This window comes from Neorhizobium sp. P1_A6, assembly GCF_056406795.1.
In genome coordinates, this window is record NZ_JBFTZM010000003.1 from 114,669 (window position 1) to 128,521 (window position 13,853).

At 62.3% G+C, this 13,853-nt stretch carries 12 protein-coding genes; 5 read left to right on the top strand and 7 right to left on the bottom strand.

Features of this window, described 5'->3' with window-relative positions:
• Positions 1-29: 29 nt before the first annotated feature.
• On the bottom strand, positions 30-3,335 hold the full coding sequence (locus tag AC1D3C_RS07440; RefSeq protein ID WP_477482456.1) for a hypothetical protein: 3,306 nt from the start codon (positions 3,333-3,335) through the stop codon (positions 30-32).
• Between the two features lie 223 nt (positions 3,336-3,558).
• Between AC1D3C_RS07440 and bcp the strand changes: the two genes are divergently transcribed.
• The 5 genes from bcp to AC1D3C_RS07465 all read left to right on the top strand — a co-directional run bounded on the left by bcp (position 3,559) and on the right by AC1D3C_RS07465 (position 8,458).
• Positions 3,559-4,026: a thioredoxin-dependent thiol peroxidase gene (bcp, locus tag AC1D3C_RS07445; protein ID WP_477482457.1), complete on the top strand. Its 468-nt coding sequence runs from the start codon at positions 3,559-3,561 to the stop codon at positions 4,024-4,026.
• A 15-nt stretch (positions 4,027-4,041) separates the two neighbouring features.
• Positions 4,042-4,869 (top strand): ferritin-like domain-containing protein, encoded by an 828-nt coding sequence (locus AC1D3C_RS07450; protein ID WP_247032912.1) that lies wholly within the window; start codon positions 4,042-4,044, stop codon positions 4,867-4,869.
• 92 nt (positions 4,870-4,961) lie between these two features.
• Positions 4,962-6,275 carry a M23 family metallopeptidase gene (locus AC1D3C_RS07455; protein WP_247032911.1) on the top strand — a complete coding sequence of 438 codons (1,314 nt, stop codon included), beginning with the start codon at positions 4,962-4,964 and terminating at the stop codon, positions 6,273-6,275.
• 208 nt (positions 6,276-6,483) lie between these two features.
• On the top strand, positions 6,484-8,037 hold the full coding sequence (locus tag AC1D3C_RS07460; RefSeq protein ID WP_038542912.1) for a DEAD/DEAH box helicase: 1,554 nt from the start codon (positions 6,484-6,486) through the stop codon (positions 8,035-8,037).
• A gap of 7 nt (positions 8,038-8,044) precedes the next feature.
• Entirely contained in the window at positions 8,045-8,458 is a 414-nt protein-coding gene (locus AC1D3C_RS07465) for an NUDIX domain-containing protein (protein ID WP_477482458.1), read from the top strand.
• Between the two features lie 181 nt (positions 8,459-8,639).
• On the opposite strand, the gene AC1D3C_RS07470 is transcribed toward AC1D3C_RS07465, so the two are convergent.
• Genes AC1D3C_RS07470 through AC1D3C_RS07495 form a run of 6 tightly spaced genes read right to left on the bottom strand, consistent with a single transcriptional unit; the run spans position 8,640 to position 13,842 of the window.
• Positions 8,640-8,966, bottom strand: coding sequence for a TfoX/Sxy family protein (locus tag AC1D3C_RS07470; protein ID WP_477482459.1), 327 nt, complete (start codon positions 8,964-8,966; stop codon positions 8,640-8,642).
• Between the two features lie 4 nt (positions 8,967-8,970).
• Positions 8,971-10,605: an NTP transferase domain-containing protein gene (locus AC1D3C_RS07475; RefSeq protein ID WP_477482460.1), complete on the bottom strand. Its 1,635-nt coding sequence runs from the start codon at positions 10,603-10,605 to the stop codon at positions 8,971-8,973.
• A 4-nt stretch (positions 10,606-10,609) separates the two neighbouring features.
• Positions 10,610-11,305: an XdhC family protein gene (locus AC1D3C_RS07480; RefSeq protein ID WP_477482461.1), complete on the bottom strand. Its 696-nt coding sequence runs from the start codon at positions 11,303-11,305 to the stop codon at positions 10,610-10,612.
• The gene (locus tag AC1D3C_RS07485; protein ID WP_105440564.1) at positions 11,305-11,631 is read right to left on the bottom strand and encodes an XdhC family protein; all 327 of its coding nucleotides are present in this window, start codon (positions 11,629-11,631) and stop codon (positions 11,305-11,307) included. The genes AC1D3C_RS07480 and AC1D3C_RS07485 overlap by 1 nt, the downstream gene beginning before the upstream one ends.
• Positions 11,628-12,884, bottom strand: a complete 1,257-nt coding sequence (locus AC1D3C_RS07490; RefSeq protein ID WP_477482681.1) for a vWA domain-containing protein — start codon at positions 12,882-12,884, stop codon at positions 11,628-11,630. Before AC1D3C_RS07490 ends, AC1D3C_RS07485 begins: the two co-directional genes overlap by 4 nt.
• Positions 12,885-12,912: 28 nt before the next feature.
• Positions 12,913-13,842, bottom strand: a complete 930-nt coding sequence (locus AC1D3C_RS07495; protein WP_477482462.1) for an AAA family ATPase — start codon at positions 13,840-13,842, stop codon at positions 12,913-12,915.
• Between the last annotated feature and the right edge of the window lie 11 nt (positions 13,843-13,853).

Genomic DNA, 13,853 nt, shown 5'->3' on the forward strand with positions numbered 1-13,853 from the left:
CGACGAGCGGCTCTTATACGCGGCTCTTTTTATTGGAACTCGAAAATCTGCCGGAAGATGCCGGGCGCGATCAGCGACAGCGGGTTCACGGTCAGCCTCGGCTTTTCGAACGGACCTTCGAGCTTGAAGGTGATGCCGAGCAGGCCGCGATCGCGACCGTTGCCGAGAATGGCACCGATCAGCGGCAGCTCGCCGAACAGGCGGTTCAGGCCGTAGGCCGGCATGAACGTCCCGGTCATCTCCATATTGCCCTTGGCATCGCGCACCAGGCCCTGGAAGGTCGCACCGATCTGTTCGCCGCGCACGACGCCGTTTTCTATGGCAAACGAGCCGTTCCGATAAAGCAGGCTTGCAAAGCCGCGCTGGAATTTGGCCGAATTGACATCGATGTTCTTTTTCGTGGCCGTGTTCAGGCTGCGGCCCTCCTGGTCCGGAGTCGCAACGAGAGACTGGAGTTTGGCCTCGTTGACCAGCGCGAAATTGCGCAGATCGATGGCACCGGTCCACGCATCGCCCTGCGCCTTCAAGCGCAGGTTCAGGAGGCCGCCGCGCATGTTGTCGTAGAGGTTCATGAAGCGGATGATCGCGCCGGCATCGCCGCTGGTGATGGAAATCGTGTCGCCCGCATTCATCTCGCTGACGACCGCCTGTCCGCTTTCCGTCGAGCCGGAAAAATCCGCCGCCGAAATATTGCCGCTACGGCTTGAAAACAGGAACGACACATTCGAGAGCGTCTGGTCATTGAACCCGATCATGCGGTCGAGCTTACCCCGCACGGTGGCGTTGCTCGTATCGTCGCCCGCACGTTTGGCGCCGCTGCCGCTCTTTCCGCCTGCCCGGATCTTGGTGACGACGGGCCGCATATCGACGACGGAGCCGCTGATCGAGACGTCGAAATTGCCCTTGGTGCGTTTGACGCTCACCGCATAATTGTCGGACGGCGAGAGCTGCATATGCGAGAAGTCCGCCGACGTCAGGCTGCCGCCATTGAGCGCGAAGCTCCCGCGCGCGCCAAACCCGTCGCCGGAGAGTTCGAAATTGCGGATATCGGAACGTTCTCCGGTGTCAGACAACTCGAATTGCGCCTTGGCCGGAATGCCGCCGCCCTTGGTCCAGCCGAGCCACGGGATGGAAAGCGTTGCTCGGCTGAGATCGAGCGAGACGGATTGGCGAGTTTCGTCGATCCGCGTCAACTGAGCCGTCACCGGCCCGTCGATCACGTCGGAGAGACCCGGCGCGAGTTTTTCCCGCTGATCGTTGTTGAGGACGGTCTTGACGATCCGCTCGCGCTTGACCGACGACGCCGGACCGACTGGTTCGACCAGTGTGATATCGGCCGGCACATCATCGATCGTCCCCTTGGCGACAAGCCGTGCCGCCAGGTTGTCGATGTCGAGCGTGCCATCCAGGCCGCCGATCTTGCGGCCGGAAAACTGCGGGCCGAGATCGATGTCGTCCAGATCGATATGGGCACTCCAGGTCGGTTTCGGCGGATTGTGCGCCAGGATCAGCCCCATATGGGCCTTGAGGTCGACGCGCGCGTGACCGGAAAAATCCTCCGGCTTGAACTCAGTCCCCTTCAACGCATTGATCGGCCGGAAATTCGCAAGCTCCGTCATCGCATCGGCCGGCCCCGCAATCTTAAGCGAAAGGTCCGCCATCAGCGGTTTTACATAGGTCGAGGGGATCGAGAACCGGCCGCCTTCAACGGCGACGAACCGACCGGATGGAAAGAAGGAAGATGCGCGTGCAATATCGACCTGCATCACCTCGCCCTTCAAGTCGAAACGGCCATCGATGTCGCGTAGCGGAGGCACGTCGCCCGGCAGGTTGATCCGGGTATTGGCGAGATCAAAACCGATCTGCAGCTCGTTCTTGTCGAGCTCCATCGGAATGCCCGGCCCCTTCATCCGGCCGGCCGGAATGAAGACGGCGATCGAGCCATTGGTGATGGTGCCGCCGAACATGTTGTCCATGACCCAATCGCGCGGCTTGCGGGCCATCCAGAACGGCCAGAGCTGCTTGACGCCGGTCACTTCCATATGCGGCAGCTGCGCCCCGAAACTGATCTCGGGAGACTGGTTGCCGAACCGCACTTTGAGAGATCCGGCCATGCGGCCGAGAGGGCTGGAAACCGCCATCTCATCGAACTGAAGCGCGCGATCTGCCGACAGGTATCGCCCATTCGCCTTGAGATCGAAGCGGGCGGGCTGCTCGCTTGCCGAGGCGCCGACGGCTGTTGCGCCGCTGATCAGAACATCGAGGCCGAACCCTGGACGCTTGTCGTCCGGATTGAGCCGGCTGAGATCGATCACCGCGCCAGTGAACGGCAGGATTGTCGGCCCGAAACGGACCTCGGATTTCAGCAGCTCGATCGAGTTCTTCGCGAAATCATAGGCCACGTTGATATTGGCACCGCTCAAAGTCTGCTGGATGCCATCGAAGTAAAAATGGYCGGGAGACTGGCGAAGCGTCGCGGTGATGGCCGGCTTTGCAGCCTCGCGTGAGCGAACCGCCGAAAGATCAAGATCAAGGGAGCCTTCGATCCCCTCGCGCGGCTGACCATCCTCGGTTCGCTGCAGCATGAAAGACGTCACCTCGAGGCCCGTCAGTTTGGCCGAGAGCGACGAACTAACCCCTTCGATGGTCTTCGACGCTGCGATGAGGACGGCTTTGCGGCCGTTGAGGCTGATCGCGCCGTTGATCACCACCTCGCCTTCGGCGCTGCGCGTCAGTTCGAGATCGTCGACGACCAGCATGATCGGCTTGCGTCCGGGCGCTGCCGGCAAGAGGATCTCTATTCCGGCGATGCTGACGGAGCCGGTCCCGGTTCGCTCGATGAGTGCCTTGGCTTCGTCGAGACGCTGGAAAATCTCCTCCAGCAGAGCCGGCATGGCATCGACGCGGACTTCCGAGATCGGCAACGGATCGCCGGAGGGCAATTGCGCCGTGTCGAGACGGATATGTTCCGCCTCCATATGCTTGATCGACACGCGGCCGCCGAGAAGCGCCAGCGGATCGACGGCCATGCGCATGGCGCCGGCACGGCTCAGATGTTCGCCGGTCGCCCGTTCGACGATATCGACGTCACGCGCTTCCAGCGCAAGGCGTAACCTCGAATCGAAACGGATGGCGGTCGAGCCGACGGAAGCGACGTAACGTGGACCGATGGCATTGTTGATGGCGCTCTGGGCACGCGACGAAAGCGTGCTGTCGACCATGCCGCCCTCGATCGCGAAAACGGCGCTGCCGATCGCAATAAACACCAGCAGGAGGAAAAACAGTACCGTCTTGCCGACTCGTTTGCCTCGCCGGCTCGGCGGCGGGCAGTGCACGATAATCGGATCCTCGACCTGTGCGGAGGGTAATTCATGCAGCGGAATGATTTCTTTCCGACTGAAACTGACCCTTTCTCCGCGAATTTCCGATACCAAGTTGAGGACTCATCTTTCTGCATTCGTCGTCGGGCCGGGCGCGACCGCTCTGGACGTCGCTCGGGCGACTATATACCGATTGTGGCGAATATCATCCACGATACCGGCGAAAGAAAGGAAATCCATGGCCGATTTGACTATTGGCGACATCGCACCGGACTTCGACCTTCCGCGCGACGGCGGCGGCTCCGTTTCCCTCAAGGCGTTCGCGGGCAAACCGGTCGTCCTCTATTTCTATCCCAAAGACGACACCGAAGCTTGCACCAAGGAGGCGATCTCGTTCACGGGCCTCTTGCCGGAATTCGAAAAGGCGGGCGCGCCAGTCATCGGCGTGTCGCCCGACAGCGTCAAGAAGCATGACAAGTTCGCCAAGAAGCATGACCTTTCGATTATCCTCGCGGCTGACGAAGACACTGCCCTTGCCAATCTTTACGGCGTCTGGAAGGAGAAGAGCATGTATGGCCGGACCTATATGGGCGTGGAACGCACGACCTTCCTGATCGGCGCGGACGGGCGCATCGCCCGGATCTGGTCGAAGGTGAAGGTAAAAGGCCATGCCGAAGAGGTGCTTGAAAGCCTCAAGGCGCTATAGGCAGGAGACAGATCGATGTCGGGCGAGTTCTCGATCACGTCGCTGAGGGGCGGCGCAACGGCGGCAATCCTGTCGGGCGACCTCGATATCAAGACGCGGCTGGCGCAGGAGACCGCCAGCCGGTGGTTCGAGCGGCGGCTGTCGCTCCGCTCTCCACTCGACCCACCCCTCCCCGAACGTCCCGGCCGGCCGGCAAAGCCGGAGCTGGTGCCGCCGAAGGCGGTCGGCAAACGCTCATTGCATACCGTCAACGGCCGGATCGCAACGCTGCATGCGATCGCCCATATCGAGCTCAATGCCGTCGACCTGGCACTCGACATCGTCGCCCGGTTTGCGACGGAGCCAGTACCGAATTCCTTCTTCGACGGCTGGATGCAGGTGGCTTTCGAAGAGGCTAAACACTTTCGCATGGTGCGGGCCCGGCTGAACCAGATGGGTGCCGACTATGGCGACATGCCGGCCCATGACGGGCTGTGGCAGGCGGCCCATTCCACACGCAACGACCTCACCGCCCGTCTTGCCGTCGTACCGCTCATTCTCGAGGCGCGCGGTCTCGACGTGACACCATCCCTGCAGGCGAAGATGCGCGAGACTGGCGATCTCGAAAGCGCGGCCATCCTCGACGTCATCTACAACGATGAAAAGGGTCATGTGGCGATCGGCGCAAAATGGTTCCGTTTTCTCTGCGCCCGCGAGCGCAAGGATCCGGCAGCGACGTTCCAGCAGCTGGTGCGCGCCAATTTCCGCGGATCGCTGAAAGCGCCGTTCAACGATATCGCCCGGGCCGAGGCGGGCCTGACGCCGTCATTCTACAGGTCGCTAACCTCCACCAGCTACGCCTGAACGCCTCGATTAAAGCGTTCGTTAACCATATCCATGTGTAATCCCGACAATGGGAACAGCGGCCGAACGAGTCGCATCTCCGGGAGATCCGCGTGGCGAAGGGAACCGAAAGCCGGGTGTTTGGGAAACGGGCGCCTCAGCACGTTCTCATTTTCGCCAGCGGTGAGAAGATCCGCCACATGACCATCCGGCCCTGGATGGCCGCGTTGACCTTCTGTTTTCTCGGCGTTTTCGCAATCGGCTATCTTGGCGCCACCTCCTATCTGGTGATCCGTGACGACCTGATCGGCGCGACCATGGCGCGCCAGGCCCGCATGCAATACGATTACGAAGACCGGATCGCGGCGCTGCGCGCCCAGCTCGACCGGATCACCTCGCGTCAGCTCCTCGACCAGCAGGTGGTCGAGCAGAAGGTCGAGAAGCTGCTGGAACAGCAGAACGCCCTGTTTTCGCGCCACGGCAAGCTGGGTTCTCTTTTGAACCGCGCCGAGGAATCCGGCCTGACGACACCCGAAACACCGACGCCGCCCATGCTCCAGCCACCGGCCCAGGAACGCCAGGCTTCGCTTTCCGGCGGCAGCGGCGGCGTCCAGGCAATTGAGAAGCTGCTCTCCGGCAAGACTTCCGCCACCCCGCTCCAGGCGCCAACCGCGCTCGGTTATGCGCCTCTGCGCGAAAACATCGCCGACCGCGCCGACCGGGTTTTCTCCAAGGTGACGCTGTCGCTGAAGAACATCGAGAAGGAGCAGCTTGCCAAGATCGCTGATCTGACCACCGGCGCTTCGGAAACCGCAGACGCTATCGCCGCGATCCTGAAGCGGACCGGCGTCGAGGTGGCATCCGCAGACAGTGGCACTGAAGATGCCACGGACGGCGTTGGGGGGCCCTATGTCGCACCGCAGACCAATATCGGCGCCTTCGATGCCTCGCTCGACGAGCTCGATGCGGCGCTCAGCCGGCTGGAAAGCGTGCGCGAGACGGCGCGCGACCTGCCCTTCGGCAATCCCGCCCCCGGCCGGCCGGTCACCAGCCGCTACGGCAACCGCATAGATCCTTTCCTCGGCCGGATGGCGCTGCATGCCGGTATCGATTTCCAGGCCTCTACCGGCGACGACGTAAAAAGCACCGGCTCCGGCAAGGTAATCTCGGCGGGCGCTGCCAGCGGTTACGGCAACATGGTCGAGATCGACCATGGCCAGGGCATCACCACCCGCTACGGTCACATGTCGAAAATCCTGGTGAAGGAAGGCGACGAGGTTGCCGCCGGAGAGGTGATCGGCAGGGCAGGCTCGACCGGCCGTTCCACCGGCCCGCACGTCCACTACGAGGTCCGCCGAGACGGCAATCCGATCGATCCCGTGCACTTCCTCAATGCCGGCATGAAGCTCACCACCTACCTCAATTGAGGTAAGCTGCCCGCCAAAAGGCAATTCTTCGCCCGCAGAACGATAGCCGGCTTGGTCAACGGCGATCTTCATTCACCAATCCGGCGGCCAATCGCCTTGCTTTCCTTGACTTTTGGACATTTTGGTCCTATGTCGCGGCCAGTTGTCGGCCAGCATGCGTCGACTCCCATAGTGTTCGCATAGAACCGGAACGGAAACAGAATTCCCTTTGACCACATTTGCTGATCTTGGCCTGAGCCAGAAAGTCCTCTCCGCTGTCACCGACGCGGGTTATACGATCCCCACGCCGATCCAGGCAGGGGCAATCCCGCATGCTCTGCAGCGCCGCGATATCTGCGGCATCGCACAGACCGGCACGGGCAAGACGGCCTCCTTCGTTCTCCCGATGCTGACGCTTCTGGAAAAGGGCCGAGCTCGCGCTCGCATGCCGCGGACGCTGATCCTCGAGCCGACCCGCGAACTCGCCGCCCAGGTCGCCGAAAATTTTGAGAAATACGGCAAGAACCACAAGCTCAACGTCGCGTTGCTGATCGGCGGCGTGTCCTTCGACGACCAGGACCGTAAGCTGGAACGGGGCGCCGACGTGCTGATCTGCACCCCCGGCCGCCTGCTCGATCACTGCGAGCGCGGCAAGCTGCTGATGACCGGTGTCGAAATTCTCGTCATCGACGAGGCCGACCGCATGCTCGACATGGGTTTCATTCCGGATATCGAGCGGATCGCCAAGATGATCCCGTTCACCCGGCAGACGCTGTTCTTCTCGGCCACCATGCCGCCGGAAATTCAGAAGCTTGCGGACCGCTTCCTGCAGAACCCGGAACGGATCGAAGTCGCAAAGCCTTCCACCACCGCCAAGACCGTGACGCAGCGCCTCGTCGCCTCGCACAACAAGGATTACGAGAAGCGCGCCGTGCTGCGCGAACTCATCAAGGCGCAGGACGATCTCAAGAACGCAATCATCTTCTGCAATCGCAAGGTCGATGTCGCCGATCTTTTCCGTTCGCTCGAGCGGCACGGCTTCTCGGTCGGCGCGCTGCATGGCGACATGGACCAGCGCTCGCGCACGACGATGCTGCAGAATTTCCGCGACGGCAATATCCAGCTGCTGGTCGCCTCCGACGTTGCCGCACGCGGCCTCGACCTGCCCGACGTCGGCCATGTCTTCAACTTCGATGTGCCGATCCATGCGGAAGACTATGTCCACCGCATCGGCCGCACCGGACGCGCCGGCCGCTCGGGCCGCGCGTTTACCCTCGTTACCCGCTCCGACACCAAATATCTCGCTGCCATCGAGAATCTCATCAATGAGAAGATCGAATGGCTGAACGGCGACATTTCGGCACTTCCCGCGCCGATGGAAAGCCATGAGAGCGAACGCGGTGGCCGCAAGGGTCGCGATCGTGATAAGGACCGCGGCCGCGGCAGACGAAGCGATTCGGGACGTGCTGATTCCGTGCGCGGCGATTCGAGTCACAAGGCTGACACGAAGAGCCAGGATAATCAGATTGAAGCAGTCGAAGAGGCATTTGTGGAAGCTAGGGTGGAAAACGTGAAACCGGAACGCAAGGCAGACAGGAAGCCGCAGAACAATGGCGGCAACCGCAATTCGCGGCCGACACCTGCACCGGCACCCGCAAACGACGACAATCGCGAGCGTCGCCAGCGTTACCACCGCGATCACGACGATGGCCCAACCCCGGTCGGCTTCGGCGACGATATTCCGGCTTTCATGCTGATCGTTGCAAACGGCGGCAAGGCTTAAGACTTCCGTGCCGAGACCCGGCATTGATTTCCCGGGCGTCGGCACTGGGCTCGTGATTCTGCGCGACGACGGCAAGGTTCTGCTTTGCCGTCGTCTGAAGGCGCCGGAAGCGGGCTTCTGGAACATTGTCGGCGGCAAGGTCGATCCGATGGAGCCTTCCTCGCAAGCCGCCCGCCGCGAAGCGGAAGAAGAAACCGGCCTGAAAATCGGCAGGGTCGAGCTTCTTTGCACGGCCGAAGAGATCATCGAAGCCGATCGGCAGCACTGGGTTTCGCTGATCTATATCACCCGCGACTTTACGGGCGAGCCTTCGCTCACGGAGCCAGATAAATTGTCGGACATCGGCTGGTTCGATCCTCATAACCCGCCTCAGCCGCTTTCGGCCTTTTCTGCCAGGGCCTTTTCATATCTCCCAAAATAAGTGCAAACGAAAACCGCTCCGGAGAACCGAAGCGGTCGACTTGATGAAATCATTTTGACAGAATTTCCGGATGCAAGCTTACCGAGAGATTCGGCGGCCGACGTCCCTCAATATGAGGTGGACGGTATGTGCTTCGGACCCTGTCGAGCAAGATGCGAAATCTAGCACTCGGAATCGAAGTTCAGGATTTGGAGTTCGCTCGCACGGCGGCCTCGAAAGCCAGCCGCACCCATTTGCGCATCTCGTCGGGATCGTCGAAGGCTTCTTCAGGCACCGACCAATAAGGCATCAGCACGGTTTTCCCCTTCTTTCCCTCATAAAACCATTGCTTGGCACCGGCGGCTTCGAATTCCGGTGCACTCACCGCATCGGCCTTCAGCATGATCTCGCCGCGCAGGTCGATCGCAACGATCAAACCATCGTGATAGATGCCCTTGCCGCCGAACATGCGGCGGATCGAGACCGGGCCGAGCCCCTCGAACATTTCCTCGATGTCGGGATTGTCCATTCGCTTACCTTTTCAAAATCCCGCCGGCGGCTGTTACCGCTTCGGGCGTATCGACGTCCAGATGCGCGGCAGGGCCGATATCCACATCGACCACCGAAAGTCCTGAATTCTCGATGATCGCACGAGCGCCGACATCGCCTTCCAGCCGCAATACGGCATCATAGGCTACTCGCGGCAGAATGATCGGGTTGCCACGTTTTCCGTCCGACACTGAACGGACCACGACACCGCCGCCGGCTTCCCGGAAGGCGGCGATCAGCATGTTTAGATGCTCCGTCGTGACGCCCGGCATGTCGGCCAGCATGACCAGAATGCCGTCTTTCTGGGCCAGTTCCGGACTTGAGAAACCGGCAACCAGCGAGCTTGCCATACCGGAGGCATAGTCCGGATTAAAGTGAGAGCGGATGCCGAGGCCGGACAGCGCCATCTCGATCTCGTCGCGCCGATGACCGGTCACCGCGACGACGGGCGAGGCCTGCGACGCCAGCAGCATTCCAGCGGTGCGGCGGACGAGCGGAACGCCGTCGAATTCGGCGAGCAGCTTGTGCGGCCCGTCCTTGCCCATGCGTCGCGCTTGGCCGGCCGCGAGCATCAGGGCGCCGACCGAAAGGCTCGCTGCCTTTTCCGACGTGGCATCGCGCGGGCGCGGGCGGGTTGGGATCTCCATCAACAGCCCCCCGACGCCCATGCCGGTGATATCGAAGGAGGTCGGCGTTTCGCCGGCCATCAGCCGGTTCAGCACCCAGTCGAAACCGTTTTCCTTCGGCGAGCGGGCGCAGCCCGGCGCACCCAGCACCGGAACATTGCCGATCCGCCCAAGAACGAGAAGATTGCCGGGGTCGACGGGCATGCCGACCTGATCTACCTCTCCGCCCGCGCGGCGGATGGCGGCGGGAATGACATCGTCAGGATCGGCCACAGCCGAGGCGCCGAAGACGATAATCATAGCCGGCTCATTAATTTCCTCCGGCCGCAGCTGTTGAAGAACCTCGGTAAGGCGTTCGGCGGAATGGGGGATGCGGATCTCTTTTATTAGCCGGCTACCGGATGGCGCAAGCCTTTGCTCCAGCAGCTTGGCGGTGCGGTCCATGACCGACACCTTCAGCGAAGGAAGCTCGGTGGCGACCAGGGTCACCGCGCGGGGACTGAAGGCTTTTACCTCGAAGGCGACCGATTCTACCACCAGCGCCACGGCTTCAGCGACTTTCGCACCGCCAACGGCAAGCGGGATGATCTTGACGGTCGCCACCATGTCGCCGGCACGCACCGCTACATGGTCGGCAAGGCAGGCGAGCGTGATCGCCGGATCGATACGGTTCAGCGCGTCGACCACCCTCTTGTCGGCGACAAAAAGGCCATCCACCTTGGCATAGATGTTGACGCGGCCGGTGGTCGCCTCCGAGAAACGGAGATTGTCCGGGGCGATCGCATCGGCAATCGCCTGGGCAGCGTCGTCCTCCAGCATGTCGTCGGGATCAAGCCGCACTGCGACGACGGATCTGATGCCTTCTACCGAAAGCCGGGCGATGTCCTCCCGCGACAGCATGTGCCCTTTCGAGATGCGGCCGGCCGGCAGTCTGATACTGTGCGCAAGCACTACGCCTTCCGCCTCGTCGAGTTCGAACGTCCCGTATCTCATGGCGTCACCCGGCAGTGACGAGATCACGTCGGCGGAACGCCTGGACGATCTGGGCAAGCGTGGCGAGCGCGATCTCGGCGGGGCTCGCGGCACCGATATCGAGGCCGATCGGCGCGGCGATGCGGCCAATCTCGTTGTCGGTGCGGCCCATTTCCTTCAGCCGCTCGACCCGCTTCGCATGGGTTTTCCGGCTGCCCAGCGCGCCGACGTAAAAACACCCGACCCGTAGCGCTTCGGAGAGGGGAAAATCGTCGATCTTCGGATCATGAGTAACGGCCGCCAGTGCCGTATAGGCGTCGAGCGGGCGGTCCTTCAACACATCTTCAGGCCAGTCGGCGATCAGATCGACGCCCTCGAAACGTTCCTCGGTCGCAAAAGCCGTGCGCGGATCGATGATCGTCAGGTCATATCCGGCGACCGGGGCCAGTCTCGCGAGTGCCTGGCTGATATGCACGGCGCCGATCACCACGATGCGCGGCGGCGGCAGGTGAACATTGAGGAACAGCGACTGTCCTTCGATCTCCGCCGTTCCTGCCTTGCCGCTGCGAAATGCCTTGGCTATCTCTTCGCCGAACGGGCCGGAGGTGGCTTCGCCTTCGAGGATGACCCGAACCTCATCGCTGGCGAGATCGGTTACGACAACGGCAGCCCTGCGCGAACGCCGGGCGGCGTTGAGCTTCGTCAGTACTTCCAGTTGCATCAGCCGAGCCTTTCCACATAAACGCGGATCCGGCCGCCGCAGGACAGACCGACCCGCCAGGCCGTCTCGTCGGCAACGCCGAATTCCAGCATTTTTGGCGCGCCGCTCTCGATGACGTCGATCGCCTCTGTGATGACAGCGCCTTCGACGCAGCCGCCGGAGACGGAGCCTTCGAAATTGCCTTCGCCGTCGATGACGAGATGGCTGCCTGTCGGGCGTGGCGCGGAACCCCAGGTCTCGATCACCGTTGCTATCGCCACGTCGCGGCCGGCCTGCTTCCAACTCTCGGCGGTCAGCAGCGGGTCCAGAATTTCGGAAACAGTCATGCGACCCTCCTCATGTTCAAATAGCGCCGCGGGTCCGCGGCCTTTGTATGGTCATCCGACAATGCAATCGCCAGGTCGGCCAGCGATCGCAGATTGTGGACGGCGCGAAATTCGTCCACATGCGGTAACATGGCACGCACACCGCGTGCCCGTGCCTCGAAACCATCGAACCGCAACAGCGGGTTCAACCAGATCAGACGGCGGCAGGACCGGTGCAGCCTGTCCATTTCCTGCGCCAGCTCCTCGACGCCCTCCCGCTCGAGGCCGTCGGTGATCAACAGCACGACAGCGCCCTGCCCCAGTACGCGGCGCGACCAGAGCCGGTTGAATTCGGCAAGCGTCGCACCGATCCGCGTGCCACCCGACCAGTCGCGCACCGCGTCCGTGCAGCCGGCCAGCGCTTCGTCCGGATCACGGCGGCGCATCTGGCGGGTGACGTTGGTCAGCCGAGTGCCGAACAGGAAGGTATGCACCCGGGTGCGCTTTTCCGTCAGCGCATGCAGAAAATGCAGGAAGATCCGGGTGTACTGGCTCATCGAGCCGGAAATATCGGCAAGCACCACGAGTGGTGGCGGCGCGGTCTTGCGCTCGCGAAACCGCGGCAGAATAAGATCGCCGCCGCTCTTCATCGCCTGGCGCATGGTGGCGCGCGGGTCGATCCTGGGCGGATGATTGAACGACCGGAATCGGCGTGTCGCCACCTTGTCCAGCGGCAGAGCGAGCTTGACCAGTCCACGCCGGGCTTCCGCCAGTTCGGCCGCGCTCATCTGGGCGAAATCCATGCGCTTGAGGATTTCGCCGGCAGAGGTCGTGAAGCGGGAGTCGACTTCGATCTCCGGCGGTTTCTTGCGGTTCGGGGTTTCCGGCTGCTCGGCGGTCAGCGCCTCGCTGACGCGTGTCGCACCGGCCTTCTGCTTTTCCCTTTCGCGATTATCGGCAGCCTTCGGCGACATCATCGCGATCATCTTGCCGACCAGATCGCGGGAGCGCCAGAACAGGCGAAACGCCTCGTCAAACACCGGCTGGTCCTCATGGCGCTTGACGAAAACGGCCGACAGCGCCGCATGGAACTCTTCGCGCGAACCGATGCCGATCGCGTCGACCGCGGCAATCGCGTCGGCGGCAGCGGCAGGCCCGGTCTTCAGCCCGGCACGACGCAATACGCGCGAAAAATAGACGAGATTGTCGGCGAGTCGGCCATCATCACCAGACCTCCCCAGACCAGCGCCGGCCGGGACCGGGGGCGAGATCATTCCGTCGTCGTTCAAGCCTGCCATGGCCCTACCCCGCTGCCAGAAGTTCGGCCTTCACTTCGGAAAGCACCCGTTCGCCCTCTCCGCCTTTGATGCGGGCGATATCGTCCTGGTATTTCAAGAGCGTGCCGAGCGTATCGGCGATCGTTTCCGGATCGAGCGCGATCCGGTCGAGCTCGGTCAGCGCCGTCGCCCAGTCGATGGTTTCGGCGACTCCGGGGTTCTTGAAGAGATCGACTGTCCGCAGCCTCTGCACGTAGGCGACCACCTGCCGCGACAGGGTTTCCGAACATTGCGGTACCTTGCGGCGGATGATCTCCAGTTCCTGTGCCGCATCCGGATAATCGACCCAGTGATACAGGCAGCGGCGCTTCAGCGCGTCGTGGATTTCGCGTGTACGGTTGGTGGTGATGATGACGATCGGCGGCTCCTCGGCCTTGATCGTGCCAAGTTCGGGGATCGTCACCTGGAAGTCGGACAGCACTTCCAGGAGGAAAGCCTCGAAGGCTTCGTCGGTGCGGTCGAGTTCGTCGATCAGGAAGACCGACGCCGGACCGCCCGGCTGGCCAAGCGCCTGCAGCACCGGCCGGCGGATCAGGTGGCGTTCAGAAAACAGATCCGCCTCGATGCGCGAGCGATCCTTGACGCCCGATGCCTCCGAAAGCCGGATATCCAGCATCTGGGCCGGGTAGTTCCATTCGTAGACTGCCGAGGAGATATCGAGACCCTCGTAACATTGCAGCCGGATCAGCGGCCGGTTCAGAGCCTTGGCGAGCGTCTTGGCGATCTCGGTCTTGCCGACCCCGGCTTCGCCTTCGAGGAAAAGCGGGCGTTTCATTTTCAGCGCCAGGAAAATCACCGTGCCGAGCGAGCGCCCTGCCAGATAATCCTCGGCGCCTAAGAGCGCGATGGTTTCGTCAATCGAGGTCGGCAGAGCGCTTTTTGTTCCGTCAGACATGACTACACCCT

Bases quoted from the DNA above. Each gene is read 5' to 3' on its own strand.
- bcp (WP_477482457.1), top strand. From the start codon at position 3,559: ATGGCCGATTTGACTATTGGCGACATCGCACCGGACTTCGACCTTCCG.
- AC1D3C_RS07450 (WP_247032912.1), top strand. From the start codon at position 4,042: ATGTCGGGCGAGTTCTCGATCACGTCGCTGAGGGGCGGCGCAACGGCG.
- AC1D3C_RS07470 (WP_477482459.1), bottom strand. From the start codon at position 8,966: ATGGACAATCCCGACATCGAGGAAATGTTCGAGGGGCTCGGCCCGGTC.
- AC1D3C_RS07475 (WP_477482460.1), bottom strand. From the start codon at position 10,605: ATGAGATACGGGACGTTCGAACTCGACGAGGCGGAAGGCGTAGTGCTT.
- AC1D3C_RS07480 (WP_477482461.1), bottom strand. From the start codon at position 11,305: ATGCAACTGGAAGTACTGACGAAGCTCAACGCCGCCCGGCGTTCGCGC.
- AC1D3C_RS07485 (WP_105440564.1), bottom strand. From the start codon at position 11,631: ATGACTGTTTCCGAAATTCTGGACCCGCTGCTGACCGCCGAGAGTTGG.
- AC1D3C_RS07490 (WP_477482681.1), bottom strand. From the start codon at position 12,884: ATGATCTCGCCCCCGGTCCCGGCCGGCGCTGGTCTGGGGAGGTCTGGT.
- AC1D3C_RS07495 (WP_477482462.1), bottom strand. From the start codon at position 13,842: ATGTCTGACGGAACAAAAAGCGCTCTGCCGACCTCGATTGACGAAACC.